The organism is Kitasatospora paranensis (assembly GCF_039544005.1).
In the GTDB taxonomy this organism is placed as follows: Bacteria; Actinomycetota; Actinomycetes; order Streptomycetales; family Streptomycetaceae; genus Kitasatospora; species Kitasatospora paranensis.
This window is the reverse complement of record NZ_BAABKV010000001.1, coordinates 4,186,923-4,212,797: the sequence shown is the minus strand read 5'-3', so window position 1 is coordinate 4,212,797 and position 25,875 is coordinate 4,186,923. Positions and strand designations below refer to the sequence as shown.

Here is a 25,875-nt window from a genome sequence, read left to right as displayed (position 1 = left end):
GTCCACCCGGCCGGGTGAACTCGCAGCTCACGGGTGTGCGCCTCCCGCCGGATTGCGACGATCAGTCAGTAGGACTGGTGAGTGCGCTACTTGGGATCCGCCGCCGTCGGAGCGGCCACACTCGCCCTGCTGCTCGCCACCGGGGGCCCGCCGCGGCCGCCGCTGCCGCCGGGGTGCCCCCGCCGGCCGGCCGGGCGGACCACCACCGGGCCGCCCCGCCGGGCGCAGGACGGTTCGACGACTCCCCGCGGACCTACCGCGGCCCCGGCTTCGACACCTGCACCGCGCCCTCGCTGGACGCCATGCAGGCCTGGTGGGACGACTCCGCGTACGGCGCCGTCGGCATCTACACCAGCGGCCGCCAGCGCGGCTGCAGCCAGCCGCGGCTCACCGCCGACTGGGTCGCCCGGGCGCGGGCCATGGGCTGGTCCTTCATGCCCACCCACGTCGGCCGCCAGGCACCGTGCAGCACCAACGCCAACAAGCCCGCCCACATCGACCCCGGCGACGCCGTGGGCCAGGGCGAGGAGGAGGCCGCCGAGGCGGTCGACGCCCTCCGCTCCCTCGGCATCGCCCAGGGCAGCCCGGTCTACCTCGACATCGAGGCCTACCCGCGCGGCGACGCCGACTGCAGCCGGGCGGTCGTCGACTTCGCCACCGGCTGGACGGACGGCCTGCACGAGGCCGGCTACCTCGCCGGCTTCTACTCCTCCGCCGAGTCCGGCGTCGCGGACCTGGCCGCCGCCGCCCGCGACGGCGCGGGCCCGCTGCCCGACGCCGTCTGGTACGCCCGCTGGGACGACAAGGCCACCACCACCGACGGCGCCGGCGCGCTCAACCCGGACCTCTGGACGGACCACGGCCGCATCCACCAGCACCACGGCAACGTGGCCGAGACGCACGGCGGCGTCTCCCTCACCGTCGACCGCGACGAGCTGGACGCACCCGTGGCGTGACCGGCGCCGGCCGGGGCCCGCGGAGCCCGTCCAGGGCGCCGGAGATGCTGGTCTCAACTGCACCACGATTGCTGACACGGGGGCCCGGACGGGGCAAGAATCGGCACGTCGGCCGTGACTACTTGCGAGTAGCCGGGCAGACCCCACCCGGTCAAGGAGGACCCGCGTGTTCAGCACCATGCAGGACGTACCGCTCACCACCGCCCGGATCCTGGCGCACGGTTCGACCGTCCACGGCGCGGCGACCGTCACCACCTGGGACGGCACCGGCCCGGTGGTCCGCACGTACGCGGAGGTGGGCGCCCGGGCGGCGCAGCTCGCCCACGCCCTGCGCGACGAACTCGGCGTCACCGGCGACCAGCGGGTGGCCACCCTGATGTGGAACAACGCCGAACACCTGGAGGCCTACCTCGCGGTGCCCTCCATGGGCGCCGTGCTGCACACCCTCAACCTGCGGCTCCCGGCCGGCCAGCTGTCCTTCATCGTCAACCACGCCGCCGACCACGTGATCATCGTCAACGGCAGCGTCCTGCCGCTGCTGGCCGGCGTCCTCGGACAGCTGAACGACACCCTGCGGCACATCGTGGTCAGCGGCGAGGGCGACCGCTCGCTGCTGGCCGGCTTCACCGGCACCGTCCACGAGTACGAGGACCTGATCGCCGACCGGCCCACCGCCTACCCGTGGCCCGAGCTCGACGAACGGCAGGCCGCCGCGCTCTGCTACACCTCCGGCACCACCGGCGACCCCAAGGGCGTCGTCTACAGCCACCGCTCGGTCTACCTGCACTGTCTGCAGGTGATGGCCGCCGACAGCTTCGGCCTCACCTCCCGCGACACCGCGCTGCCGGTTGTCCCGATGTTCCACGTCAACGCCTGGGGCGTCCCGCACACCGCCTTCATGGCCGGCGCGAACCTGCTGATGCCCGACCGGCACCTGCAGCCCAAGCCGCTCGCCGAGATGATCGACCGGATCAAGCCCACCGTCAGCGCCGCCGTCCCCACCATCTGGACGGGCCTGCTCGACGAGCTCGACGCCGGCAGCTACGACACCTCCACGCTCCGCATGGTGGTCATCGGCGGCTCGGCCTGCCCACCGGCCCTGATGCAGGCCTTCGAGGAGCGCCACGGGATCAGCGTCGTGCACGCCTGGGGCATGACGGAGACCTCCCCGCTCGGCACATTCTCGCTCCCGCCGGGCGGTCTCACCGCCGAGGAGCAGTGGCCCTACCGGCTCACCCAGGGGCTCTTCCCGGCCTCCGTCGAGGCCCGGCTGATCGGCCCGGGCGGCGAGCGGATGCCGCACGACGGCCACTCCGCCGGCGAACTGGAGGTCCGCGGCCCGTGGATCGCCGGGGCCTACTTCGGCGGCGCGGACCGCGATCCCGAGCGCCCCGACGACAAGTTCAGCGAGGACGGCTGGCTGCGCACCGGCGACGTCGGCACCATCACCCCGAACGGCTACCTGACCCTCACCGACCGCGCCAAGGACGTCATCAAGTCCGGCGGCGAGTGGATCTCGTCGGTCGAGCTCGAGAACGAACTGATGGCCCACCCGGAGGTTGCCGAGGCCGCGGTGGTCGCCGTCCCGGACGAGAAGTGGGGCGAGCGTCCGCTGGCCACGGTGGTGCTGCGTCCCGGCGCCACCGCCGACCTGCGCGCGCTGCGGGCCTTCCTGGCCGGCCGGATCGCGTCCTGGCAGCTCCCGGAGCGCTGGGCACTCGTCGAGGCGGTGCCGAAGACCTCGGTCGGCAAGTTCGACAAGAAGGTGATCCGCTCGGAGTACGCGGCCGACCTGCTGGACGTCACCGTGCTCGGCAAGGACTAGCCGCCGCACCGCACACGACCCCGCACACGCCCGCGGCCCCGGCTCGATGCCGGGGCCGCGGGCGTGTGCGGTGGTGCGCCGGGCCGGGCGTCAGTGGCCCGCCGTGCCGGCTCCGGCCATCGCGCCGATCCGGCCCAGCAGGTCGACGATCCTGCCCTGGACGTCCGCGGTGGTGGAGCGCTCGGCCAGGAACAGCACCGTCTCGCCCGTCCGCAGCCGGGGCAGTTCCTGCGGGTCGAGGTCCACCGAGGTGTAGACGACCAGCGGGGTGCGGTGCAGCCGGTCGTTGGCGCGCAGCCAGTCGAGCAGACCCGTCCGGCCCTGGTCGATCCGGAGCAGGTCCATCACCACCAGGTTGGGCTGCACGCTGCTGGCCCGGGCGACCGCCTCGTTCTCGTCCGAGGCGTGCTCGACGTGCATGCCGCGGCGTTCCAGGCTGCTGATCATGGCCGACGCGATGTCATGGTCGGCCTCCACCAGCAGCACCCGGGGCGCGTGGTTCTCGCTGTCGCGCGGCGCGAGCGCCCGCAGCAGCACGGCCGGGTCCGCCCCGTACGCGGCGTCCCGGGTCGCCTGGCCGAGCCCGGCGGTGACCAGGACGGGCACCCGCTGGTTGAGCGCGGCCGTGCGCAGCGACTCCAGCGCCGTCCGGGTGATCGGCCCGGTCAGCGGGTCGACGAACAGGGCGGCCGGGAAGCCGGAGACCTGGGCGTCGACCTCCTCGCGGGAGCGCACGATCACCGGGCGGTACCCGCGTTCCTGCAGCGCCAGCTTGGTGGACGGGTCGGGCTCGGGCCAGACCAGCAGCCGGCGCGCGCCGTCCTCCGGGCCGCTGGCCGGGGCGGACGGCTCGGCCTGGTCGCCGGCGCCGGCCCGGGCCAGCTCGGCGAGCGGCCGCGGCGGGGTGCGCGGCTCCATCGCGCCCGACGCGCCCGACGCGCCCGACGCGTCCGCCCGGGCGGCCTCTCCGGCCGGGACGAGCGCGGCCAGTTCGGCGCCGGGCCCGGACGGCTGGGCGCCGTCGGCCTGCGGCTGGTGCGGCACCGGCTGGTGCGGCGGGAAAGCGTTCGGTGCGGCCGGGGACGGGAAGGCGCTCTGCAGCGGGCGCGGCGGGCTGAGCCTGAGCTCGCCGAGCCCCGTCCCGACCGGCTGCGGCGGCTGCGGTGCGGCCGACGGCAGTTCCGGGAGCCCCGCCCGGACGGGCGCGGTCTCGGCGACGGGCGCCGCCGGGGCGGGCAGCGCGAGGGCGCTCTGCGACGCCGCGGCCGGCTCGGGCTCGTCCGCCCCCGGCGCGTGCTGCTCGCCGGCCGGCGCGTCCGGGTCGGCGAGTCGCCGCCGGCGGCCGGTGGGCGGGACGGCCGGGGCCGCCGCGGGCGGCCCGACCGGCAGCGCGTGCTCCAGGCCCGGGTACGCCGGGGTGGTCTCGGGCAGGCCGGGGAGCGCCGGGGCGCTCTCCTCGGCGGGGGCGCGTCGGCGCCGCCGGGACGGCCGGGCGGGCTCGTCCGTGCCGGATTCGGGCGACGTGCCGTCAGCGTCGGTGCCGGTCGGCGCTCCTGCGGCGGGCAGGGCGATCGGTGCGGGAGCGGCGTCGGCCACCGGGACGGCCTCGCCCGGGCCGAGCGGGATCGGGCCCAGCGCGATCGGACCGCCGCGCCGCTCGGCGGCCTCGCGGTCCTGCGCCGCGGCCCGCTCCGCCGCCGCCTGCGCGCGCTCCTTGCGCCGCTGCCGCAACGTTCCGCCGGTGCCGGTGCTGACCATCTCGGCGATGCCGGGCTCGCCGGCGCCGTCCTTGACCGGATCCGCAGGCGGCAGCTCCGGGAGGTCCGGCAGCATCGCCGTGTCGGTCTCCTTGGGCACGCTGGGCCGGCCGGCCGACGAGCGCGCCGCCGCCGGGTCGAGCGGCAGCTCCACGACGTACGTGGTGCCGGCGCCGGAGGGCAGTTCGTGGCGCTGGAGGACACCGCCGTGGCGTTCGACGGTGGCGCCGGCGATCGGCAGGTGCACCGGGCTGCTGCGCAGCGCGGGCCCGCGCACCTCGATCCGCGCGACGTCGCCGCGCTGGGCGGCGGCCACCACGACCATCGGGGTGTCGCCGCCGACCGGCGGCAGGGCGGGCACGCCGAGCGACGGGCCGGCACCGGAGCCGGGCGCGTCCAGCGACGGGGTGATGCCGCTGACGTCGGCCACCAGGTGGGCCAGCGCCTGGGCGAGACGCTCCCGGTCGGCGGTGACCTCGACGGCGGCGGCGTGCACGGAGTAGCGGACCCGGCCGGGGCCGACCAGCTCGCCGGCGTGCTCGACGGCGCGCTGCACGACCGTGTCCAGGCCGACCGGCTTGTGGGCCGGCCGCTCGCGGCCGGCCTCGGCCGCCGTCTCGAAGGACTGGTGGGCGAGCACGTCGTCGATCAGGGTGCCGAACCGCCGGCACTCCTCGGCGAGGCGCCGCAGGGTCCAGTTGGCCTCCGGCCACAGCTGCCCGGCCGGGTCGGCGGCGAGCGCGTCGATCCGCCGGTGCAGGGCGGTGAGCGCGTCGCCGAGCTCGGTCTCCAGGACGGCGGTGAGGTGCTCGTTGCGGGCGACGAGCGCGAGCTCCTTCGTCCGGTCGGTGAACGTCATCACGGCGCCGACCAGCTGCTCGCCGTCCCGGACGGGGGCGGTGGTGAGGTCGACGGTGACGGGCTTGCCGTCCTTGCGCCACAGCACGGCCCCGCGGACCCGGTGCTTGCGGCCCGACAGCAGGGTGTCGAGCAGCGCCGAGCCCTCCAGGGCGAGCGGGCTGCCGTCGGGCTGGGAGTGCTGGATCAGCGGGTGCAGTTCGCGCCCGCCGAGTTCACTGGCGCGGTAGTCGAGTATGTGTGCGGCGGCCGGGTTGACCAGGACGACGCGGCCTTCGAGGTCCACGCCGAGCACGCCCTCCGCGGCGGCCCGCAGGATCATCTCGGTCTGCTTGTGCTGGCGGCGGAGCTCGGCCTCCACCCCCAGGCGGCCGGTCAGGTCGCGCACCAGGAGCAGCAGCAGCTCCTGGCCGCCGCCCTCCCGGTAGGGGTCGTACGGCACGTAGCCGCGGCCCTCGGCGGACGCGCCGTCGTCGGCGAAGTCGTTGCCGCTGACCTCGACCGGGAAAGTGCTCCCGTCGGTGCGCCGGGCGGTCATCCGGACGGGCCGGTCGAGCCCCTCGGACTCGGTCGCGGCGGGCCGCATCGAGCCGGGGATCCGGCTGGGGTCGAACTCCGGCAACAGGTCGAGCAGGCCTCGCCCGACCAGGGATGTTCCGGGCGCCTGCAGGCTCTCCACCGCCGCTTTGTTCGCGTCCACCACCGTGCCGTTGCTGTTGACCAGCAGAAGCGCGTCGGGCAGGGCGTCGAGTATTGCGGCGAGGCGAGCAGCGCCTCGGGTGGGCCTGCTGCTCACGTCGACAGGTCTCCTCACGGCATGTCGGCGATCTCGCCGGCTGGGTCACGGCGGCGGCTCGCGGGCGCGCGCTCTCCTCGGGCCCCGGCAGTATCTCATTGTTCTTTGCGTTGTGGACGACCCGCCTAGTAACGTTGTCGGTGGTTGGTGTCGGGCCCCTGGGCTGTGGCATCATCACATGCGCACGGCTCGCGTCCGGAGACGGAAGCGGTTCGCGCGGAGGAGGCTTCGCCTAGTCCGGTCTATGGCGCCGCACTGCTAATGCGGTTTGGGTTTTACCGCCCATCGAGGGTTCAAATCCCTCAGCCTCCGCCTCACAGGAGCCCCGTCGGCATCAGTCGACGGGGCTCCTGCCGTTTCCGGGGAGGTGCCCCGGAGGGCCGGCCGGGCGCCCGGGATCAATCGATTTCACCCCACGTCGACGGTCATGTAATGTTGTCCCCGCACCGCCCCGGAGGCCAGCCGCCAGGGCGAGCGCTCATAGCTCAACGGATAGAGCACTTGACTACGGATCAAGAGGTTGCAGGTTCGAATCCTGCTGAGCGCACCACAATCTGCCGCACGTGGCCCGTCGGGCCGCGTACCGGCGCTCATAGCTCAACGGATAGAGCACTTGACTACGGATCAAGAGGTTGCAGGTTCGAATCCTGCTGAGCGCACCACCCGAAGGCCCCGGACACCGTCCGGGGCCTTCGTCGTCGTACCCGGCCGCCCGCCGGGGGCCGGCGGGCTCAGGCGAGGTCCGTGCGGTTGATCCAGGCGACGTCGCGGTCGGCCAGGAACCACTCGGGTGCGGTGAGCGGGCGCGCGCGGTCGAAGGTGTGCGGGACCGGGTCGTGCCGGATCAGCTCCGGTTCGGCGTGCTGGGCGAGCAGCTGGTCGGTGAGCTCGGGGGCGAGGTCGGGCGGACCGCTGAGCAGGATGTCCCGGCCGGAGCAGTCGCCGAGCCCGTGCAGCCCCTCCTGCAGCAGTTCGACGGCCTCGGCCCGGTCGGCGCGGCCGGCGGGCACGGCGAGCAGGACCTCCAGCCAGGGGTGCCGGTCGGCCAGGTCGTGGAGCGCGGCCAGGTCGTACCGGTCGGCGTCGTCCCGGGCGCCGAGCAGGACGGTGGCGGGCCGGCCGCCGTCCAGGGCGAGCTGCTCGACCAGGGCCTTCGCCTGGGCCCAGCCGGTGCCGCCGGCCACCGCCAGCAGCGGTCGCCGGGACGCCGGGTCCAGCACCGCGTCGCCGATCGGCGGCCCGAGCCGCACCCGCTCCCCGGGCACCACGTCGTTGACCAGCGCGGTGGAGAGCAGCCCGCCGGGCACCCGGCGCACGTGCAGGTCGACGGTGCCGTCCGGGCGGGGCGCGCAGGCGATCGAATAGGGCCGCCACACCCGGTGCACCCGCGGCGAGCAGAGGGTCAGGTACTGGCCGGCGGTGTAGGGGTAGGGGCGGTTCGGCGCCAGGGTCAGCACGGCGACGTCCGGCGCGGCCCGGCGGCGCTGCACGACGTCGGCGTCCCACCAGGCCGGGGTGCCCGGCGGGACGGCGGCCGCCGCACCGATCATCGCCTCGGAGATCACCGTCCAGGCCCCCGTCCAGGACTTCTCGTCCTCGACCGTCCAGGAGTGCCCCATGAAGTGGCGCAGTGCCGCCAGCAGGCTGGCGCCGACGGCGGGGTAGTGCGCGGGGAGGGTGCCGAACTTGCGGTGGTCCCGGCCGAGGGCCGCTAGGTAGTCGGTGAGCCGGTCCGGTTCGTCCAGCCGCGCGACCAGCCGGGTGAGGGCCGCGAAGAGGCGGTCGCGCTGCTCGTCGAGGTCGGCCGGGAAGAGCCTGCGCAGCCCGGGGTTGTGCGCGAAGAGGTGGGTGTAGAAGTACGTGGTCAGCTGGCCGGCCCGGCGTTCGACGACGGCCAGGCCGGCCCGGAGGACCGCGGGATCGTAGGCCACCGGGTGGCCCTCAGCCGGAGGACGGAGCGGGGCCGGCGGCCGCCATGGCCGAGCCCATGGTGTCGGCCACGACGCCGTACACCGCCGCCCAGGAGGCCTCCGCCTCCGGTGTCCACGTGTCGCCGGCGTAGTGCCGCAGGGTGGCGATCAGGCTGTCGCCCACCGCCGGGAAGTGCTCGGGCAGGGCGCCGTAGCCGGCGTGCCGGCTGCCGAGGTCGCGGAGGATGCCGACGAGGGTGTCGGTCGACTCCAGATTCGCCACCAGGGCGCCGAGTGCGGCCCACAGCCGGTCCTGCTGGTCGTCCAGGTGCTCGGCGAACAGGCCGCGGACGCCGGGGTGGTGGTCGAACAGGTGCCGGTAGAAGTACGCGGTCACCTCGGAGCCGTGCGGTTCGACGGCGGCGAAGCTGCGCTTGACGAGAACGGGGTCGATGCTCACGGCGCCCGACTCTACTGAGAGTCCATCAAATCGAACAGAGCGGCGGGTGATTCATCCGGGATTTCGCGGATATTCCAGGTCGTGATGTGCCTGGAATGGCCGAGGGTCGCCAGTTCGGGTGCTGCGGCCCGTCGCCCGGTGCGGCTGCCAATCGGGTGCAATCCGGCGGTGGCTCCTGGTGTCGGATTTTGACCGAGTGTCAGCTGTGATTCGCTTTTGTCGGATGTTATGGCCGCGCCCGGTCCCGTCGGCCGTGTCCGGGCCATCGGTCGGCGAAGGAGCTCCGGATGACCCGACAGTCCGCGGGGGTTCCCGACGCCCGATCCCGGCTGCGCGCCCCGGCCGCCGCCGTGGTCGCGGCCCTGCTGCTGGGCTGGGCCGCCGGGCCGGTGCAGGCCCAGCAGAGCCCCGCCGCGTGGAGTCCGCAACGGCGTGCGGTGCTGCCGTCCGGACTCGCCGTGCAGCTGGATTTCGCCCCGTTGCCCGGAATCGAGAGTGCCGCCGCGCCGGGTGCACTCGGCGGATCCGGGGCGAATCAGCCGTATGCGGACGGAATGCGGCCCGGTGATCCCGCCGAGACCTTCCGGATCGGTGGGACGCGGCCGGCCGCGGACGGATCCTGGCGGGAACTCGGATCACTGCGGATCGGATTCTCGCGGCCCGTCCGAAATCCCCGACTGCACGTCAGCGGGCTCATGGCCCGCACCGCGGGGACGTCCGGGACGACCGTCACCGCGGCCCGGCTGAGCCTCACCGGCGCCACCCCGGCCGCCCCCGTCCTGGTCGGGCGCACCGCGTGGACGGGTTGGACGGTCGACGGCAACACTCTGGCGCCGCCCGCGGACCCGGCCGCGGACACCGCCGCCGACGGTGCAGGCACCCTCGAATTCACCGGCACCGTCAGTACCGTCACCCTCCGGATGGAGCAGCGCTCCACGGCTCGGAACGGCTCGACCGCCCCCGCGCCGGCGCTGCCGGCGGCGTTCACGGTCACCCTCGACGAGTCGCTGGGCAGCGCCCCCGCCGGGTACGGCAACGCCTCGCACCTCCTCTCCGACCTGGCCCTCGGCCGGCACGCCATCGACCCGTCCACCCGGGCCGGGCTGCCCGGTACCGCCACCGCCCGCCCCCTGGTCAGCGGGCCGGCCGACCCCGGCCCGGACGGCGGGGGCGCGGACGGTGACGCCGTCGGCGCGGTGGACGTCCGCCCGCTGGTCGAGGCGGTGCCGCGCGCGCCCGGCCCCTGGGCCGCGCCGTCCCGGCCGCGCAGTGGTCCGGGCCGTGGCGAGTACCAGGGCGCCGATCCCACGCTGTCCTTCCCCTCGGAGGCCGCGGCCGGCCGTGCGTACGGGCTCGACGTCCCGGTGAGCCCCGGGCCCGGGCCGGCGGTGCTGGCCGGCTGGGTCGACTTCGACCGCAACGGGCAGTTCGACCCGACCGAGCGGGTGCAGGCGGAGGTCCCGGCCGGGGCGTCCTCCGCGCATCTGGAGTGGACCGTCCCGGAGCGCGGCGCCGTGGCAGGTGAGACCTGGGCCCGGCTGCGGATCGCCCGCGACGCCGCCCAGTTGGTCTCCTCGGGCGGCTTCGCCGACTCCGGCGAGGTGCTCGACCAGCGGATCGGGCTGGCGGCCGGGTCCGCCCGGCCGGAGATCACCGCCCCGGCGACCGGCACCGCCACAGCCGACGTGCGCCCGCCGGTGACCGGGGCCGGAGGTGTCCCCGGCGCGACCGTCGCGGTGGTCGAGGACGGTGCCGAGCACTGCCGCGACCAGGCGGGCCAGGACGGCGGCTGGAGCTGCCGACCCGACCGCCCGCTCGCCGACGGCCCGCACACCCTCACCCCGGTCGAGACCACCGCGGCGGGCACCGTCCTGTCGGGCGAACCCGTCCGGCTGACCGTCAAGACCGTTCCCCCGACGGCGCCCGTGCTCACCCTGCCCGAGTTCACCAACGACCCCGCGCTGCTGATGACCGGTGTCGGCGAGCCCGGCAGCACGGTCTCGGTCGCGGAACCGCCCGGCTCCGGCCGAGTGGCCGGCGAACTGTGCAGTACCGGTGTCGGCGCGGACGGCGCGTGGTCGTGCCTGCCGGTGGAGAACCTCGCGGACGGCACCCACCGGCTCACCGCCACCGCCGTGGACGCCGCGGGGAACCGGACGGCCGGCCGGGCCGTCCCGCTGACCGTCGACACCGCGCCGCCCGCGCCGCCCGTGCTGGTCTCACCGCGGGAGGGGAGAGCGTCCCCGTCCGCCCGAGGCTCACCGGCCGAGCGGAGCCCGCCACCACCGTGGCCGTGACCGGGCCCGACCCCGGCAGCGACCGGGCCGTCCTGTGCAGCGCCGTCACCGCGCCGGACGGCACGTGGGGCTGCACCCCCGGCCTGGACCTCGCCGCAGGCGACCGGACGCTCCGGGCGACCGCCACCGACCGCGCCGGAAACGCCGCCGCGGGCACGCCGGTGACCGTCCGGGTGGGCGCGCCGCCGTCCCCCGCGAACTCCCCGACCCCGTCGAACTCGCCGACCCCATCGCCCTCCCTCTCGCCGTCGCCCGGTTCCGAGCCGGCGTCGCCGACCGCCGTCGACCCCGCCGTCGACCCCGCCGACCCGTCGGTCGCAGCGTCCACCATTGGGCCGGGGGAGTCGTCGGCCGCGGGCGGAGCCGCCCCGGCCCGGCCGCTGGCGCTGCCGCCGCGGGCCGACGGCCCGAACCGGCCGGGGAAGCGCCGGTGGCGGGCCGCTGGACGGCGGTCCTCGGCGGGCTGCTGCTGGCGGCGGGGGCCGGGCTGCCGCTGTGGAGGCTGCTGGCCCGGGGCCCGGGCAGTCGGCGGCGCTGACGGCCCGGCGGCCACGGGTGGCCCGGTCGCGACGGTGCGCAGGCGTACGGGTTTCTGTCGCAGTACCGACACGCCGAAATGATCAGAAATGTCTCATTTCATGACTTAACACCTAGCCTGGAATCGGACGGTCCGTCAGATCAGGCCCGCCCGTTGCCCGACACACGAACCCGAGGATCGGTGCATGGACGTCACCCGCGACTCAACGAAGCGGCCGGCCCCCGGCCCCGCCGGAGCGCCCCGCCCGCCGGCCGGCGCCGAGATGCCCGGTGCGGCCGGATCCACCGCCGCCACCGGCAACGCCCTGGGCCGGTCGCTCGCCGGCGCCCTCACCAAGCCGCTGATCCGGACCGGTCCGCGGCTGCTCGGCGACGACCTCGACGGCCCGCCGACCCAGCAGCTGACCCCCGTCGCGGCCGCGGGCGGCTCCCGCTCCACGGCGGCCGACGCCGCCCGGGCCGATGCGGGCCGGGTCGATGCGGGACAGGCCGAGGCCCCGGCCGCCCGCCGTCCGCCCCGGGTCGACCAGGCCGTCCGGGAGCGGCACGCGCTGGCCCTGCCCGGCTGGCTCGCGCTGCTGGTGCTGCTGCTCGGCGCGGTCGGGATCGCGGTGATCGTGGCGAGGGCGGGCCTGCTCCCGCAGATCGAGGCGCTGCCGGATCTTCGGCTGGACGCCGTCCGCCGCAGCGGACCGGTCGGCCTGACCGACCCGGAGATCGCCGGTGTCACCGCCGTCGGGCTGCTGCTGGTGCTCGTGCTCGGCGGGCTGCTGTCCAACCCCGGCGGCGAGGCCCGAGTGCTCACCCGGTGGGGCCGCTACCGCGGCACCGTCCGCCGGGCCGGGCTGGTCTGGGTGAACCCGCTGGCCCGGCGGCGCCGGGTGGACGTCCGGCTGCGGCACTGGCGCAGCGATCCGGTCACCGTGACCGACCGCACGGGCACCCCGATCGTCGTCCGGCTGCTGGTCGTCTGGCGGGTCCGGGACACCGCACGGGCGGTGCTGTCGGTCGCCGACTTCGAGGCCTATCTCCGGGAGCAGATCCACGCGGTGCTCACCCGCACCGCGAGCCGGCTGCCCTGCGACTCCAACTCGGCCCCCGGGCCGGCCCTGCGGGACGGCCAGTGGTTCGCCGACGAGCTCAGCCGGGCGCTGGCGGCCGAGGCCCATGCCGCCGGACTGGAGGTGTACTCGGCGCAGCCCGTCGCGCTGGAGTACGCCCCCGAGGTCGCCGAGTCGATGCGCCGCCGCCGCCTTGCCGACCTGGACGCCGGACTGCGCACCGTGCTGGTGGACGACGCGGTGGAGGCCGCCGCCCTGGCGGTGCGCCGCCTGGAGCGCGCCACCGCCCACGAGCTCGACGAAGCCGCCCGCAGCGCCCTGATGGAACAGCTGCTGGTGGCCTTCGTCGCCCCGGCCGGGGTCAGCGCCCCGGTGCCGGCACCGGCCGTGCGGGCCGCACGCCAGGAAGCCGCCGCCGCCCGCCGGGAGGGCCGGCCGGCCTAGCCCGAAGCCGAACGCCGAACGCCCCGGACTGTCCACAGCCTGTGGACAGTCCGGGGCGTTCGGCGTTCGGCACCCCCGTGGGGGCGTCAGGCGGAGGCCTCGTCCAGGAGCGCGGTCTCCTCGGGGCTCAGCCGCAGGCCGACCGAGGCCAGCAGCGGCGGCAGCTGCTCGACGGTGCGCGCGCTGGCGATCGGCGCGGCCACAGTGGGACGGGCGGCCAGCCAGGCCAGCGCGACCGTGGCGGGCTCCACGCCGTGCACCGCGGCGACCTTGTCCAGCGCGTCCAGCACCAGCGGGCCGCGCGGCTGGTCGAGGTAGCGGGCGGCGCCCTGGGCGCGGGCGCTCGCCACCTCGGCGCCACCCGGCCGGTACTTGCCGGTCAGGAAGCCGGAGGCCAGCGCGTAGTAGGGGACGGCGGACAACCCGTTCGCGGCCACCACGTCGGCCGCCTCGCCCTCGTAGGTGTCCCGGGAGACCAGGTTGTAGTGCGGCTGCACGGCCACGTACCGGGCCAGCCCCTCGCGGTCGGCGAACGCCAGCGACTCCGCGAGCCGGTCGGCACCGATGTTGGAAGCGGCGACCTCACGGACCTTGCCCTCCTTCACCAGCTCGTCCAGCGCCGTGACGATCTCCTCGACGGGGGTCTGCGGGTCGTCCCGGTGGGTGTAGAAGAGGTCGATCCGCTCGATGCCGAGGCGGCGCAGCGACTGCTCGGCCACCCGCTTGATCGTCGCGGCCTTCAGCCCCGAGGCCTCCGGGTGCATGCCCGCCTTGGTGGCGATCACGACCTCGTCGCGGTTGCCGCGGCTGCGCAGCCAGGCGCCGATCACGGTCTCGGACTCGCCGCCGGTGTTTCCCGGCACCCACGCCGAGTACACGTCGGCGGTGTCGACGAAGTTGCCGCCGCCGGCGAGGTAGGCGTCGAGCACGGCGAAGGACTGCGCCTCGTCCGCCGTCCAGCCGAACACGTTGCCGCCGAGGGCGAGCGGCGAGACGGCCAGGTCGGAGGTGCCGAGGGTCACCCGGGGGGCGTCGTTGCGGTTTTCGGTCATGCCCGGGGTCAACCGGATCGTCCCGGCCGCCATTCCGCCGCGCGGCGGAGTTCACGGTGCTGTTGCACGCCCGTCGCGGGCGGTGCGGAGAGGTTGCGGAGATCACCCCGGCGAGGGGTCCGGGGTGTCGGCGGGGCCGTCGGGTTGGCTAGAGTCCTCGCCATGGCTGACAACGACTACGACCCTGCCGGCAGCACCCAGATGTTCCGGGCGTTCGTCGACGAGACTCCGGCCCCGCAGGCCCCGGCGCCGTCACCACCTACGGCAGCAGCGGTGGCGGCAGCCGTACCGGTGTGATCGCCGCCGTCGTGGTGGTCGCGCTGATCGTCGTCGGCGCCGTCGTCTGGCTCGCCGTCAAGTAACCCCACCGCCGGTGCGCGGGGCCGTCCGGCCGGGTGCGGACCCGCCCCGGCCGGAGGGTGCCTGCCTGCCGGGCGGCGTGCCCCGTGCCCGCCGTCGTCCCCGTGCCCAGGAGGCCGCGCAGTGACCCAGCCCACCGAGACCGCGCGCAGCCTGGGCCTGGAGGGTGCGGTCAACGCCCGTGACCTGGGCGGCTACCGGACGGCCGACGGCCGGGTCCTGCGGGCCGGGGCCGCGCTGCGGGCCGACGCGCTCAACCGCCTCACCGACGCCGACCTCCGTGCGCTCGCCGACCACGGGCTGCGCCAGATCGTCGACCTCCGCAGTCTGGACGAAGTCCGCGAGGCCGGGCCGGACCGGGTGCCGGGCCTGCCCACCGCGGAAATCTCGGACGCCGAGTACTCGGCCTCCCCGGTCACCGTGGAGCGCACCGCGCCGGACGGCATCACCCTGCACCACCTGCCGGTCTTCGCGGCGGACTTCGACATCTACGTCGCCCTGCGCAACGCCCTCGCCGACCGGGACGCGGCGAAGCAGCGCGCCCTGCTCGGCGGCGGCAAGGCCGAGGCGATGATGGTCGGCCTGTACCGCTGGTTCGTCACCGACGAGGTCGCCCGGGAGCGCTTCGCCACGGTGATCCGGCTGCTCGCCGAACCCGACGGCACACCGCTGCTCTTCCACTGCTCGGCCGGCAAGGACAGAACCGGCTGGACGGCCGCGGTCGTCCTCACCGCCCTCGGGGTGGACAGCGCCACCGTGTACGAGGACTACCTGCTCACCAACGAGCGCTCGGCCGCGATCATCGAGCACGTGGTCGGCAGCTTCGGCACCCGCGGCCTGATGGAGGAGCCGGAGCTGCTGCTGCCGGTGTTCCGGGCCGACCGGCGCTACCTGGACGCCGCGTTCGAGGAAGTGGCCGCGGGATGGGCGTCGTTCGAGGATTTCTGGCGCGAGGGCCTCGGCCTCGGCGACGACGTCCTGGACGGGCTGCGCGCCAACCTGCTCCACTGACGCCCCGGCCCGTCCGCGACCGGTGTCACGGACGGGCCCGCCGTCTCACCCTCCGCGGTCAGACCGGCGCGGAGCTGGGCCAGTGTCCTGGTCAGCAGCCGGGAGACGTGCATCTGCGAGATGCCGATCTCCTCGCCGATCTGCGACTGGGTCAGGTTCCCGAAGAACCTCAGCATGATGATCCGGCGCTCGCGCGGCGGAAGCTTGGCGAGCAGCGGCTTCAGCGACTCGCGGTACTCCACGCCCTCCAGCGCCAGGTCGTCGTACCCGAGCCGGTCGGCGAGCGGGCCCTCGCCGTCCTCCTCGCCGGGGGCGGAGTCCAGCGAGCTGGCGGTGTACGCGTTGCCGACCGCGAGCCCCTCGACCACGTCCTCCTCGCTGACGCCGAGGCAGACGGCGAGCTCGGCGACGGTGGGGGAGCGGTCCAGCTTGTGCGCGAGCTCGTCGCCGGCCTTGGTGAGGGCCAGCCGCAGCTCCTGGAGCCGGCGCGGCACCCGGACGGACCAGCTGGTGTCGCGGAAGAAGCGCTTGATCTCGCCGACCACCGTGGGCATCGCGAAGGTCGGGAACTCCACGCCGCGGTCCGGGTCGAACCGGTCGATCGCCTTGATCAGGCCGATCGTGCCGACCTGGACGATGTCCTCCATCGGCTCGTTGCGGCTGCGGAAGCGCGCGGAGGCGTACCGGACCAGCGGCAGGTTGAGCTCGATCAGGGTGTCCCGGACGTAGGTGTGCTCGGTGCTGCCCGGCTCCAGCGAGATGAGCCGGCGGAACAGCGACCGCGACAGGGTGCGGGTGTCCAGCGGGCGGTCGCCGACCACCGGCTCGGGCACTGCCTCCACCGCCGCGTCCGGGGCGTCGGGCAGCGGCCCGGCGCCGGGCGGCTCAGGGCTCACCCCCGCTGCGCAGGGATCTTCTCGACGACCGCACCGACCGGCTCTCCGGACACGCGCCCACCCCTCGTGACTGACCGTTCAACGGACACCATCACTGCGTGGTTCCCGTCGACTCGTCCCTCCCGTCCATACCGGCGCTCCGGCCCCGGCAAACCCCGCACCGGTGAGATGTCACGTGGCGGAAACGCGGCGCGGTGCCCCGGTTCACTCCTCCCAGGAGTTGCCGGTCCGCAGCCGGGTCAGGATCCGCGCCAGCAGCCGCGAGACGTGCATCTGCGACATGCCCAGCTCGGTGGAGATCTGCGACTGGGTCAGGTTGGCGAAGAACCGCAGCATGATGATCCGCCGCTCCCGCTCGGGCAGCTGGACCAGCAGGTGGCGGACCATGTCGCGGTGTTCGACGTCCGTGAGGGCGGAGTCCTCGTAGCCGAGCCGGTCGAGCAGCGCGAGGCCGCCCTCGTGCTCCTGGGCGGCCTCCAGCGAGGCCGCGTTGTAGGCCCGTCCGGCGTCCAGGCAGGCCCGCACGTCCTCCTCGGGGATGCGCAGGCTCGCGGCGATCTCGGGCACCTTGGGGGCCCGGCCGTGGGTGACCGTCAGCTCCTCCATGGCGCCGCTGACCTGCACCCACAGCTCCTGGAGGCGGCGGGGCACGTGCATGGTGCGGACGTTGTCGCGGAAGTAGCGCTTGATCTCGCCGAGGATGGTCGGCAGGGCGTAGGTGGGGAACTGGACGCCGCGGCCCGGATCGAACCGGTCGATCGCGTTGATCAGGCCGATCGTGCCGACCTGGACGATGTCCTCCATCGGCTCGCTGCGGCTGCGGAAACGGGTGGCCGCGTAGCGGACCAGCGGGATGTTGATCTCGATCAGCGCGGCGCGGACGCGCTCCCGCTCCGGGGCGTCCGGAGGCAGCTCGGAGAGGCGTTCGAACAGCACCCGGGTGAGCGTGCGCACGTCCACGGTCGAGCGGGTGCCCGCCTGGCGGTTCCTCAGCTCGGTGGCCTTCAGCTCCGCGACGAGGCGCTCGGCAGGGGGCGGGGGCGCCTGCTCGCCCGTCCCGCGTGCGCTGTCCTGTGTCCGCACGGACACGTCACCCCTCCCAGAGTCGTCACCTGCGATCCGGGACGCCGCCCGGGGTCCGGTTGCGCTCATCACCTCGCCAGATCCGGCAAAACCGGTCATAGCATCACAAGTCGCGCACATCGGCGGCAAGCACCGGGCCTGGGCGTGTTGGCTGACGCGGAATGGGCCGCCCGGACGTACGGCAGCCCTCCGGCCCGGGGTGGGGTGGAGGGCTGCACGGTTCGTGCGTGTACGGCCTGTAGGCCGTGCGGGTGATCAGACCTCGATGTCGGCGATCACCCAGGTGGCGAACTCCCGCCACTGCCCCGCGGCGGCCTGGTGGGCCGGGTGGTTGAGGTACGCCGCGAGCGTCTCGCGGTCGTCGACGAGGCTGTTGATGGCGAAGTCGTAGGCGATGTCGCGGACGGTGGTGTTCCAGCCGCACTCCCACTCGCGCAGCTCGGGGATGACCGAGCCGAGCTTCGCGAACGCCTCGGCGCCGGCGACGGCCCGCTCGTCGTCCTTGCCGACGCCGTCGTTGAGCTTGAACAGGACCAGGTGCCGGATCACGATGCCGCTCCTAGCTGATGAGGGTGATCGAACCCCGCCACGGTAGCCGCCCGGGCGGGGCGCTCAGCTCACCAGCCCGGTCATGAACGTCCCGACCGCCTTCGCCGCCTCGGAGATCCCGACGAAGCCGGACTGCACCAACTCCGCCGCCCTGGTGGGGGAGGTGATGATCGTGTAGATCACGAAGATGAGCAGGAGATACATGCCGATCTTCTTCGCCTGAGCCATCGGACGGGCCTGCCTCCCTGACATTCGGACGCCGTTGCTCTCCCCGGACGTCCTCATCCGCTGCTCGGCAGCTTATCCACCGGATGGCCGATCGAGTGAGTGCCGCGTTCACCCGCCGGGACGAAGGTCCCCGCGGGTGAGGGCTTTCTACGGGTGCCCGGCGGGCGGCGCTGCCGCACGATGGAGGAGTACCGCGGGGTCTGGCAGGAATCCCCGGTGCATGGACCGGGACTCCCCGCTGTGGGACCGGACGCCGCGACTCCCCCTGACGCGGTGCCCGGTAGTGGGAGGCCCGTGCAGGGGCGCGGCTCCGTCCCCCGGGAGCCGCGCCCCTTTCCGACCTCCGCCGGCCGGAGCCGGTGACGACGAAGGCCCCAGCTGCCGTCACTGCGGATCTCCCGGCGCCACTGCCCGGTGCCCACTACCCGGCGCCCACCCCGCTGCGGGCACGCTTCACGGCCGCTTCCTTCCGCAGGATCCGGACCCAGTGGGACGCCATCCACCCGCCGAAGAACAGCGGGAACGCGGCCGGCCGCGTCCACCCCGGAAGGCCGAGCAGACCGAGAGCGGCGAACCCCGCGAGTACCAGCGCCGCGCAGACCGCGGCCCGTACGCCCCATACCTTCCACGTCATGCGGGCACCCTAGCGACCTGCCGCCCGGCTCCGGTCCGGAGGGCACCGAGGAGGGCCCGTGGCAAGCCAACTGAGACGGCATTCGAGACCGGCACGACGAAGGCCCCCGACCGTCTCCGGTCGGGGGCCTTCGTTCTTGCTGTTCTGGCGGTAGCGGTGGGATTCGAACCCACGGTGGAGTTGCCCCCACACACGCTTTCGAGGTCTGAGATCCACTGTTCAGGGGTGGTCGAGGGCGTTCCGACAGCAGGTGGGAGCGAGTCTCCTGTGGGCTGGCGGACACCGCCGAACGGAGGTGAATGAGACCAAAAATGAGACCACGTGTGGCGTGCGCTCCGGCCCTGTCGACGGCGTCGAGCGTCTCGTCCTACTGATCGCCGCCTTCGGCGTGTGGGGTCCCTGGTGCTGTGCCGGGGCCATGTGCCTGTAGCGGTTCGGGAAGGCTTGGGCCCAGGTGCTGCACGTCCAACGCCTCGACTCTGCCGCCACTGACCAACACAGGCTGAGTGCAGATTACGGCTGTCCCCCGCATGGTCACGGCAAGTTTCTCTGGGTTCTCAACGGGTTCCCAGCGATGGTCGCGATGCATCGGGATTGCGCTGTCAGGTAGATGTGACGCTGTGAACGCTTGTCCATCCAGGTAGTCAACCATCCCTCGGCATTCATCTGGTTGGAATCTCCCGAGCCATGTCTTGGATTCCACGACGTAGGCTACCGCATAGTCTTTCAGGGGCCTTAGTTGGCGATTTCCGGCGGCATCAAAAATAAGTGCCTTCGCGGCCCCCTCGGGCTTCAGATGGTGCAGTACGCCCGGCTGGTTGTTGACTTTCCCGTCGGCCCAGAGGGATGCGAAAGTGGCCATCGGGTCGATGAATGAAATCCCGTCGTCTAGAGTTGCCAAGAGTCCGGCCGGGTGATTGCTGTAAAGACTTTCACCAACTTTTAGATCTAGCGTGCCCATGAGTGCGACATGGGGAGTGAGCTCAGTCCATAGAATTGGAATCGTAAGCTCCAGTGACCACTTTAGGGACTGGGCGTCATGCGCGTTGAAGAGTGAGATTCCGCGATTTCGGGCGTAATCGTAGATAGACTTTGAGAAGCCGCTGCTGCACACTAGAGCCCCGTAGTGAGCTCCCACATCTCCCATCACTCCGGCAAGTGCATCGACTCGGTCGATAGTCGCCGCCCGCGTGTAGTCCTTTGCATCCAAAATTCCCAGGAACTCGGGGTCTTGGCGTCGGATGGACACGTCAATCTGGCGCTTGCGCTTGGATAGGTTGCCCAGGATGTGGTCATTCCATTTGACCGTAGCCGTCGGCTCTAGCTCGGCAATGATCTTAGCTACGAGCTTTTCAAACTCAACGGACTTGCTCATTATCCCCACCTGAAATCATAAGCGCGTCGGCAATCAGCTGCATCGACTCAACTACGACAACCGCCCCGGCTGTCGCCAGCCGCAAGTATTTCCCTGGCTTATTGGCGTACCCAATCGTTCCAACGGTGGCCGCCTCGCCTGCCTCCACGTCTCTCACAGCATCGCCAATGAAAATGCATTCACCTGGCTTCCTGCCTGCCGCGGCCATAGCATCCTGGAGGAGGCGTGGGCTCGGCTTCATGGATGATGGGTCGCCGGGAACTCGCCCAAAGATGCCGGATACGTAGCCGCTAAGCCCGCGGAGAGAGAGATATTCCTCAATTGCCGTGCCAGAATTGTTGCTGACCACTGATACGGAACGGCCCGATTTGCCGCACGCGCGCAGTACGGATTCCCCGCCGAGGTTGGGTCGTCCAACGCGCACCGCCTCAGTCTCCAGGGATGCAAGCGCGTCATCGATTTTTGTAACGAGACCCGGACTCTCCTCCGACGCTCTGCGAAGGAGAGCGAGCGGGTCAGTCTCCACCTCATCGCCAGTCGGGCCCTGCCCGCCGGCAGCGCGCAAGGCTATACGGAGTCGAGCTGCAACTTCGGGCGCTGGCAACCCGGCGAACACCGAACACACGGGCCCATCGAAGTCGAGTAGGACGTGCCTTACGGGGCGGAGCACATCCACCAGGGATGGAGGAACGGCGTTCACGGCTGACGCTCGTAGGCGATCGTGGACCAGACGCTGTCGAACCACATCTGCGCCTGCTGGACGTACTGCGATCCGAGCGAGGCATCGTCCGGGCCCGCGGCGTGATGGAACAGTGTGGTGTCCTTGCCGGTGACGTCGTAGAACGTGTGGTCGTTGCCGTTGATCGCCACCGTCCGCTCGCGGAGAGGGTAGAACCCGAAGAACGCCTCCGAGCGGTTCAGGATGTACAGCTTGAAGAGGCTGGATGCCCGGTGCACCTTCACCTGGACCGTGGCGCTCTGCACGAGACCAAGCTCCGCCAGCACCTCGACCGAGTGAGCGATGCCACCGGCGTTGGTCAGTGCGATGTTCCGGGCCCGCTCTCGGAGTACCGTCTCGTCCTTAAGGCCGTCCACCAGGACCGGCACAGCCATCGGCTCATCGGTGTCCGGCAGCAGAAGACGCACGGTGATGGACTCTGGGGCGAGCCTGCCGGAGCGGACCTTATCCAGCGGTTCCTGTAGGGCGTTGTGAAGGGTTTCGCTGGAGAAGCCGGCGAAGTCCAGCGTCACCTGCTTCTGCTCGAAGGCGGCTTCGAGGTGCGGCCGAAGACCGACGGGCCGTGACGTGCGCTCGCGGACGAAGGACCCGCTGCCTTGCCGGGTCACGATCAGTCCTTCGGTCCTGAGCAGGTCGAGGGCCTTGTCGATCGTGCCACGCGCCACGCCAAAGTGCTTGGCGAGCTCGGGGCCGGACGGGAGCTTGTCGCCAGTCTCGAAGCCAGGCTTCTTCGTGAGAATCGAGGCCCGCAAAGAGCTGCTGACCTGCTGATACGGCGGGCGGGAGTCATCCGGGTCGAGGCTCATGCACTCCATGCTAAGGCAGATGCCCAACACAGGCGAGAAACCCAACCCTCTTGACCTGCCTAGGCAGGTTCTCTATGTTGAGAGTGTCGCAACCGAGAGATGCGGGAGCGGCAGGGAGGGGCCTTCTTTGGGCTGCTCTGACCTGTGCAAATGCGACTGGCGGGTGTCGGGGAAGGCGGCTTGGCCGCACGCCCACGACCCGCCGTGATCGTGACTGTTCCTTGAGAACTCAACAGTGTGCTGATCAACGAACGAGTGTCTTTGGTGACCGGCCCGCCCCATCCGTGGGGTGGGCCGGGATCCATGGCTACTCGTGCGTGACGAGTGGTCTGGGCCCACGAAAACGGGCCGCCGCGCTCCGGGCATGGAACGCGCGGCGGCCCTCGGGCCCACCGCCCCGCTTGGAAGAGGTAGACCCGTGAAGTCGATTGTTGCAGGCCAGCATGCCGTGGACCCGGATGAGTTCGCGGAGCTGGCGTTGGGCGTGGACGAGGAGCTGTTCGCCGGTGTGTCCGGCGAGTCGGCGATCGACCGCGCCGCCCGCATGGACGTGGCGCTGGCGGTGCTGGCGGACCTGCGCCGGGAGGACCCGGAGCTGGCCGCCTACGCCGAGCGTCTGATGGACACCGCCCCGGTCCCGCTCACCACCACCTGCCGCACCACCGCGCGCCCCCGCCCGGCGGTGCTGGGGGTGGCGGCATGAGCCGGCGGGCGAAGTGGTGGATGGTCGCCGCGCTGCTGGTGGTCGTCGCCATGGCGTTCCGCGTGTCGTGGAACGCGTTGAAGGACGTAGCCCGGGCGATCGGTGCCGATCCGCTCGCCGCCGGGCTCTACCCGTTGGTGGTGGACGGGCTGATGGCTCTGGCTCTGGTGGCTGCGCTGATCCTGACCGGAGCCGACCGCAAGTTCGCGCTGCGGGTGCTGGGCGGCTACACCGCCGCCTCCCTGGTGCTCAACTACGTGCACGGCCTGGTGCCCGCGCTGCACGGCGGCGGTCGGGTGCGATTGGCCGACTGGGCGCCCGCGCACTACGCGCTGGTGCTGCTCGCATCCTGCCTGCCGGTCGGCTCGATCTTCTTCGGATCGGACCTGGTGGCGAAGGTGCTGCACCACAAGCCCGAACCGGCAGAAAACGACCAGACCACCGCAAACCGGTCGGGGTCTGACCTGCCGGGATCGGCCGATCCCGACGGTTCCGAATCGGTGTACGAGTCGGCCGATCCCGAGCCGATCGCCGACCCGATCCCGGCCCCTGTGCCGGTGCGGCCTCGTGCGGTTGCCGCGGCGGTGAGTCGGTCGCGTCGGGCGACCGGCAGCGTGCCGAAGTCGGCCCGCACGAAGGTGCCGATCCGCACTGTGGAGGAGCTTCTGGCTGAGGCCCGATCGGTCACGGCCGGCTGGTCCGAGGCGGAGCTGAACGCGGATCGGATCCGCACCGAGCTGCGGACCTCCCCGGCCCGCGCCCGCATGCTGCGGGACACCCTGAAGGCCGACCGTACGGAGGCCGCCCGGCCGGGCCTGCACGCCGTCCCGGATACCGCCGACGACGACTCGACCACCGCCCCGGTGCCGGAGACCGGTGGGGGCAGTGAGGAGCAGGCATCGTGAACACCCTCACCACCTCCGGGCAGGCCCCGGCGGCCCGCGCCGTGCTGGCCCTGCTCACCGAGTTCACCAACCTGCCCGCCACCGGCATCGAGCTGCGCGAGGCCCTGCCCTCGCAGGGCGTGCCCTGGGCGGTGCGGGTGAGCCTGCACAGCGACCTGGCCGACTTCGAGCAGTGGCGTGAAGCCCTCGCGATCCTGCCCGAGGACGTCGACCAGTACGGGAGCGGCACCCTCGCGTGGCTGAAGGCCACCGCCGACTACGCCGGCATCCCCATCGAGGTCATCGCCTACTACGACACCGACGACCCGGCCGAGGACCCGCGGTGAGCCGGCCGCGGTTCTGGGACCCGGACGGGGAGCGGTTCGGCCTCCCCACCTATCCGTGGCGGATGGCCCCGGACGGCTACCTGACCCGCCGACAGCTCCGTACCCGGGGGTTGCGGCCGGGCGGTCAGCCGGTCGCCGCACAGATCCTGTGGCGCTCCCGCCGCACCAAGGATGTGCGGGCCGCCCACCTCTACCGCGCCTGCCTGGCGAAGCCGGTGCGGCCGATGACTCCCGCGAAGACCGCGGCCCTGGCGGCCGCGAACCTCGCCCGCCGGACCTGCCCGCTCTGCGGGCGGGACGCCGGCTATGTGCTGCCCGCCCACCTGGGCACCTGCCTGCCCTGCGCCGACGGCCTTCCGGCCGCCGCCTGAGAGACGAGAGAAGCCGATGTTCACCTTCCTCCACAGGGACCCCGTCACCGGGCTGCCGGTCGGCACCGAGGCCGTGTTCCTCACCCTCGGCTCCGCCCTGGTCGCCCTGGTCAAGCACCCCGAGGCCGCCGCCCACCACGGCCCCGAACTGGCCTTCAAGTGGCTGTGCCTGGGCTGCCGCAGCGACAACGGCCCCGGCTCCACCCAGCGCCACGCCGCCCGCGACGCCGCCAACACCCACGCCGCCACCTGCCGCTCCATCCCGTGGAACGGCCCGGCGGACCGTGACTGACCCGAGCACCGCCCCCACCCGGCCGCACCGCGCGCGGCCCGACCTGCCCGGAGGTAGCCCGGCCATGTCCCAGACCTACGCCCAGCCGCCGGTCACCGCACCGGCACCTACCAACCCGACCGATACCGCGGCCGCCGAGAAGCCCCGGGCCGCCGCGGCCGGGGGAAAGAGCGCTTCTCCGGCCTCGCACGTGCGGGGCGGGCTGCCGGCCGTGCCGCTTGCGATCACCGGCGTCAACACCATGGTCGGCCTGGCGTCGGCCGGCGTGCTGACCGCAGGCCCGCTCGCCGCGCTGGCCGCCGCGGCCGGCACCGCCGCCACCACGGCGATCGCCACTCGCACCGCCCGCAGCGCGGCCGGCCGCCTCGCCCAGCGCGCCGGACGCGCCAACGGCCGGACCGGCCGAGGGAACCTGTCCCTGGTCAAGCCCGCCCCCGGCGGCCGGACCGCCTCCGGCGCGATCCCGCGCCAGAACCGCCCCACCGGCGGCACGGCGGGCCGACCGGGCCGACCGGCCGGGCCGGGCGGGCAGCGCTCGGGCCTCGCCGCTGTCCCGACCGGCAAGAAGACCGGTTCGCCGGTCCGCCGGGCGGCGGACACCGTCGGTGCGGTCCGGTCGATCCGGAAGGCCGAGCGGGCCGCGGCCCCGTCGCGGGCTGAGCGGCGCGAGCGGCAGACCGGCGCGCGGCGGCAGGTCGCCGACTCCCGCCGCGCGGTGAAGGCCGCCGACCGGGAACGGAAGCACGCGGCCAAGAGCCCGATTGGTCGGGCCCTCGCGAAGCCCGGCGGCATGGCGCGCCGCTCGCTCGACAAGGCCCGCGGCACGGCCCGTGCGGGGTCGGAGAAGCGCCTTTCCGCCAAGGTGGGCGACGTGCGGTCCGAGGTCCGCAAGGCCCCGGCCCGGCGCGCGGCCCGGCGGGCGCTGGTGAAGTCCGCCGCCCGGCACCACGGCCGCAGGCTGCTGGCCGCCGCCGTCGCGCTGCCGGTCGGGCTGGTCGGGATGCTGACCACCCCGCTCGGCCGCAAGCTCGGCGCCGCGTGGCTGATGTACCCGGGCCGCCGCCTCTACCGCCGCCTCGCGGGCAAGGCCGCTCAGGCCCGCACCGCCCGTGACCAGCAGATCCGCGCCGACCAGGTCGAGGCCGAGACCGCCGCCGACCAGGCCGCCACCGACACCGCGGTCCCGGTCGGCGAGACCGTGCCGCGGGCCCCGCGCAACCACCACGGCACCACTCCTCTGTCCGCCCTGGGAGGCGACGTGACCAGCCCCACCGACGCCGGCTTCAACTTCTCCGCGGTCGCCTCCGAGATGTACGGCGCCGCCATGAACTACGACCCGGACGGCATGATGCACGTCCTCGCCGCGATCGAGTCCCTGCCCGAGGGCCTGGAGTCCATCGCCAACACCTTCCGCGTCCTCGCCGAGCGCTCCGACGACGAGTTCCCCCTCGACAAGGTCGTCGGCGAGTCCCTGAACGAGGTCTTCCACCTCCTCACCCAGGCCGTCTCCGCCGCCGAGGAGGTCGGCAAGGCCTTCCGCGGCGCCCACGAGAACGACATCGCCCGCCACGACGACCCCCGCAACGGCGAGGAGAAGTGGGACATCACCAACAACCAGTAGCCGCCCCTGCTCGCCTGACGCAC

At 73.2% G+C, this 25,875-nt stretch carries 23 protein-coding genes, 4 tRNA genes and 2 pseudogenes; 16 read left to right on the top strand and 13 right to left on the bottom strand.

The window, feature by feature from the left end:
* Window positions 1–173 precede the first annotated feature (173 nt).
* Together ABEB13_RS20260 and ABEB13_RS20255 are read left to right on the top strand one after the other, a co-directional pair.
* Window positions 174–956 carry a glycoside hydrolase domain-containing protein gene (locus ABEB13_RS20260; RefSeq protein WP_345706632.1) on the top strand — a complete coding sequence of 261 codons (783 nt, stop codon included), beginning with the start codon at window positions 174–176 and terminating at the stop codon, window positions 954–956.
* Between the two features lie 166 nt (window positions 957–1,122).
* Window positions 1,123–2,781: a long-chain fatty acid--CoA ligase gene (locus ABEB13_RS20255; protein WP_345706631.1), complete on the top strand. Its 1,659-nt coding sequence runs from the start codon at window positions 1,123–1,125 to the stop codon at window positions 2,779–2,781.
* A 90-nt stretch (window positions 2,782–2,871) separates the two neighbouring features.
* On the opposite strand, the gene ABEB13_RS20250 is transcribed toward ABEB13_RS20255, so the two are convergent.
* Window positions 2,872–6,192, bottom strand: a complete 3,321-nt coding sequence (locus ABEB13_RS20250) for a hybrid sensor histidine kinase/response regulator (protein ID WP_345706630.1) — start codon at window positions 6,190–6,192, stop codon at window positions 2,872–2,874.
* A 221-nt stretch (window positions 6,193–6,413) separates the two neighbouring features.
* On the opposite strand from ABEB13_RS20250, the gene ABEB13_RS20245 reads away from it, so the two are divergent.
* The 3 genes from ABEB13_RS20245 to ABEB13_RS20235 all read left to right on the top strand — a co-directional run bounded on the left by ABEB13_RS20245 (window position 6,414) and on the right by ABEB13_RS20235 (window position 6,854).
* Window positions 6,414–6,504 (top strand) — tRNA-Ser (locus ABEB13_RS20245).
* 162 nt (window positions 6,505–6,666) lie between these two features.
* Window positions 6,667–6,742: transfer RNA gene (locus ABEB13_RS20240), tRNA-Arg, on the top strand.
* Window positions 6,743–6,778: 36 nt separating this feature from the next.
* Window positions 6,779–6,854 (top strand) — tRNA-Arg (locus ABEB13_RS20235).
* 69 nt (window positions 6,855–6,923) lie between these two features.
* Here ABEB13_RS20235 and ABEB13_RS20230 read toward each other — a convergent pair.
* Together ABEB13_RS20230 and ABEB13_RS20225 are read right to left on the bottom strand one after the other, a co-directional pair.
* Complete coding sequence (locus ABEB13_RS20230; protein WP_345706629.1) at window positions 6,924–8,123, bottom strand: globin domain-containing protein; 1,200 nt, start codon at window positions 8,121–8,123, stop codon at window positions 6,924–6,926.
* A 10-nt stretch (window positions 8,124–8,133) separates the two neighbouring features.
* A complete protein-coding gene (locus ABEB13_RS20225) occupies window positions 8,134–8,562 on the bottom strand; it encodes a globin domain-containing protein (RefSeq protein ID WP_345706628.1) in 429 nt (142 codons plus the stop codon).
* 287 nt (window positions 8,563–8,849) lie between these two features.
* Here ABEB13_RS20225 and ABEB13_RS20220 point away from each other — a divergent pair, with 287 nt between their 5' ends.
* The 3 genes and pseudogenes from ABEB13_RS20220 to ABEB13_RS20215 all read left to right on the top strand — a co-directional run bounded on the left by ABEB13_RS20220 (window position 8,850) and on the right by ABEB13_RS20215 (window position 12,901).
* The gene (locus tag ABEB13_RS20220) at window positions 8,850–10,859 is read left to right on the top strand and encodes an Ig-like domain-containing protein (RefSeq protein WP_345706627.1); all 2,010 of its coding nucleotides are present in this window, start codon (window positions 8,850–8,852) and stop codon (window positions 10,857–10,859) included.
* Window positions 10,850–10,975: pseudogene (locus tag ABEB13_RS40635) on the top strand (hypothetical protein); the annotation flags it as partial. The gene ABEB13_RS20220 and the pseudogene ABEB13_RS40635, both read left to right, overlap by 10 nt.
* Window positions 10,976–11,581: 606 nt before the next feature.
* Window positions 11,582–12,901: an SPFH domain-containing protein gene (locus tag ABEB13_RS20215; RefSeq protein ID WP_345706626.1), complete on the top strand. Its 1,320-nt coding sequence runs from the start codon at window positions 11,582–11,584 to the stop codon at window positions 12,899–12,901.
* A gap of 86 nt (window positions 12,902–12,987) precedes the next feature.
* On the opposite strand, the gene ABEB13_RS20210 is transcribed toward ABEB13_RS20215, so the two are convergent.
* Window positions 12,988–13,953: an aldo/keto reductase gene (locus tag ABEB13_RS20210; protein ID WP_345706625.1), complete on the bottom strand. Its 966-nt coding sequence runs from the start codon at window positions 13,951–13,953 to the stop codon at window positions 12,988–12,990.
* Window positions 13,954–14,115: 162 nt separating this feature from the next.
* On the opposite strand from ABEB13_RS20210, the gene ABEB13_RS20205 reads away from it, so the two are divergent.
* Window positions 14,116–14,250, top strand: coding sequence for a hypothetical protein (locus ABEB13_RS20205; protein ID WP_345706624.1), 135 nt, complete (start codon window positions 14,116–14,118; stop codon window positions 14,248–14,250).
* Window positions 14,251–14,436: 186 nt separating this feature from the next.
* Window positions 14,437–15,324 (top strand): tyrosine-protein phosphatase, encoded by an 888-nt coding sequence (locus ABEB13_RS20200; RefSeq protein ID WP_345706623.1) that lies wholly within the window; start codon window positions 14,437–14,439, stop codon window positions 15,322–15,324.
* Window positions 15,325–15,374: 50 nt separating this feature from the next.
* Here ABEB13_RS20200 and ABEB13_RS20195 read toward each other — a convergent pair.
* From ABEB13_RS20195 to ABEB13_RS20155, 9 genes and pseudogenes are all read right to left on the bottom strand, one after another.
* A pseudogene (locus ABEB13_RS20195) lies at window positions 15,375–16,220 on the bottom strand (RNA polymerase sigma factor SigF); the annotation flags it as partial.
* Between the two features lie 204 nt (window positions 16,221–16,424).
* Complete coding sequence (locus tag ABEB13_RS20190; RefSeq protein ID WP_425559896.1) at window positions 16,425–17,402, bottom strand: RNA polymerase sigma factor SigF; 978 nt, start codon at window positions 17,400–17,402, stop codon at window positions 16,425–16,427.
* A gap of 156 nt (window positions 17,403–17,558) precedes the next feature.
* Entirely contained in the window at window positions 17,559–17,852 is a 294-nt protein-coding gene (locus ABEB13_RS20185; RefSeq protein WP_345706621.1) for a Dabb family protein, read from the bottom strand.
* Window positions 17,853–17,915: 63 nt separating this feature from the next.
* Complete coding sequence (locus ABEB13_RS20180) at window positions 17,916–18,080, bottom strand: hypothetical protein (protein ID WP_345706620.1); 165 nt, start codon at window positions 18,078–18,080, stop codon at window positions 17,916–17,918.
* Window positions 18,081–18,501: 421 nt separating this feature from the next.
* Window positions 18,502–18,714, bottom strand: a complete 213-nt coding sequence (locus ABEB13_RS20175; protein WP_345706619.1) for a hypothetical protein — start codon at window positions 18,712–18,714, stop codon at window positions 18,502–18,504.
* 145 nt (window positions 18,715–18,859) lie between these two features.
* Window positions 18,860–19,001, bottom strand: a tRNA-OTHER gene (locus tag ABEB13_RS20170).
* Between the two features lie 80 nt (window positions 19,002–19,081).
* Window positions 19,082–20,089: a restriction endonuclease gene (locus tag ABEB13_RS20165; protein WP_345706617.1), complete on the bottom strand. Its 1,008-nt coding sequence runs from the start codon at window positions 20,087–20,089 to the stop codon at window positions 19,082–19,084.
* Entirely contained in the window at window positions 20,073–20,615 is a 543-nt protein-coding gene (locus ABEB13_RS20160) for an HAD family hydrolase (RefSeq protein ID WP_345706616.1), read from the bottom strand. Before ABEB13_RS20160 ends, ABEB13_RS20165 begins: the two co-directional genes overlap by 17 nt.
* A 170-nt stretch (window positions 20,616–20,785) precedes the next feature.
* A complete protein-coding gene (locus ABEB13_RS20155; RefSeq protein ID WP_345706615.1) occupies window positions 20,786–21,634 on the bottom strand; it encodes a GntR family transcriptional regulator in 849 nt (282 codons plus the stop codon).
* Between the two features lie 418 nt (window positions 21,635–22,052).
* Here ABEB13_RS20155 and ABEB13_RS20150 point away from each other — a divergent pair, with 418 nt between their 5' ends.
* The 6 genes from ABEB13_RS20150 to ABEB13_RS20125 all read left to right on the top strand — a co-directional run bounded on the left by ABEB13_RS20150 (window position 22,053) and on the right by ABEB13_RS20125 (window position 25,852).
* Complete coding sequence (locus tag ABEB13_RS20150; RefSeq protein WP_345706614.1) at window positions 22,053–22,337, top strand: hypothetical protein; 285 nt, start codon at window positions 22,053–22,055, stop codon at window positions 22,335–22,337.
* On the top strand, window positions 22,334–23,242 hold the full coding sequence (locus tag ABEB13_RS20145; RefSeq protein ID WP_345706613.1) for a DUF2637 domain-containing protein: 909 nt from the start codon (window positions 22,334–22,336) through the stop codon (window positions 23,240–23,242). Before ABEB13_RS20150 ends, ABEB13_RS20145 begins: the two co-directional genes overlap by 4 nt.
* Window positions 23,239–23,568 carry a hypothetical protein gene (locus ABEB13_RS20140; RefSeq protein WP_345706612.1) on the top strand — a complete coding sequence of 110 codons (330 nt, stop codon included), beginning with the start codon at window positions 23,239–23,241 and terminating at the stop codon, window positions 23,566–23,568. The genes ABEB13_RS20145 and ABEB13_RS20140 overlap by 4 nt, the downstream gene beginning before the upstream one ends.
* Entirely contained in the window at window positions 23,565–23,939 is a 375-nt protein-coding gene (locus tag ABEB13_RS20135; RefSeq protein WP_345706611.1) for an RRQRL motif-containing zinc-binding protein, read from the top strand. Before ABEB13_RS20140 ends, ABEB13_RS20135 begins: the two co-directional genes overlap by 4 nt.
* 16 nt (window positions 23,940–23,955) lie before the next feature.
* On the top strand, window positions 23,956–24,231 hold the full coding sequence (locus tag ABEB13_RS20130; RefSeq protein WP_345706610.1) for a hypothetical protein: 276 nt from the start codon (window positions 23,956–23,958) through the stop codon (window positions 24,229–24,231).
* 64 nt (window positions 24,232–24,295) lie between these two features.
* Window positions 24,296–25,852 (top strand): hypothetical protein, encoded by a 1,557-nt coding sequence (locus ABEB13_RS20125; protein ID WP_345706609.1) that lies wholly within the window; start codon window positions 24,296–24,298, stop codon window positions 25,850–25,852.
* Window positions 25,853–25,875: the final 23 nt, after the last annotated feature.

What these genes read in the sequence shown, in the direction of transcription:
- ABEB13_RS20220 (WP_345706627.1), top strand. Translation starts at nt 8,850, where the DNA reads ATGACCCGACAGTCCGCGGGGGTTCCCGACGCCCGATCCCGGCTGCGC.
- ABEB13_RS20215 (WP_345706626.1), top strand. Translation starts at nt 11,582, where the DNA reads ATGGACGTCACCCGCGACTCAACGAAGCGGCCGGCCCCCGGCCCCGCC.
- ABEB13_RS20210 (WP_345706625.1), bottom strand. Translation starts at nt 13,953, where the DNA reads ATGACCGAAAACCGCAACGACGCCCCCCGGGTGACCCTCGGCACCTCC.
- ABEB13_RS20205 (WP_345706624.1), top strand. Translation starts at nt 14,116, where the DNA reads ATGGCTGACAACGACTACGACCCTGCCGGCAGCACCCAGATGTTCCGG.
- ABEB13_RS20190 (WP_425559896.1), bottom strand. Translation starts at nt 17,402, where the DNA reads ATGACCGGTTTTGCCGGATCTGGCGAGGTGATGAGCGCAACCGGACCC.
- ABEB13_RS20180 (WP_345706620.1), bottom strand. Translation starts at nt 18,080, where the DNA reads ATGGCTCAGGCGAAGAAGATCGGCATGTATCTCCTGCTCATCTTCGTG.
- ABEB13_RS20175 (WP_345706619.1), bottom strand. Translation starts at nt 18,714, where the DNA reads ATGACGTGGAAGGTATGGGGCGTACGGGCCGCGGTCTGCGCGGCGCTG.
- ABEB13_RS20165 (WP_345706617.1), bottom strand. Translation starts at nt 20,089, where the DNA reads ATGAGCAAGTCCGTTGAGTTTGAAAAGCTCGTAGCTAAGATCATTGCC.
- ABEB13_RS20155 (WP_345706615.1), bottom strand. Translation starts at nt 21,634, where the DNA reads ATGAGCCTCGACCCGGATGACTCCCGCCCGCCGTATCAGCAGGTCAGC.
- ABEB13_RS20145 (WP_345706613.1), top strand. Translation starts at nt 22,334, where the DNA reads ATGAGCCGGCGGGCGAAGTGGTGGATGGTCGCCGCGCTGCTGGTGGTC.
- ABEB13_RS20130 (WP_345706610.1), top strand. Translation starts at nt 23,956, where the DNA reads ATGTTCACCTTCCTCCACAGGGACCCCGTCACCGGGCTGCCGGTCGGC.
- ABEB13_RS20125 (WP_345706609.1), top strand. Translation starts at nt 24,296, where the DNA reads ATGTCCCAGACCTACGCCCAGCCGCCGGTCACCGCACCGGCACCTACC.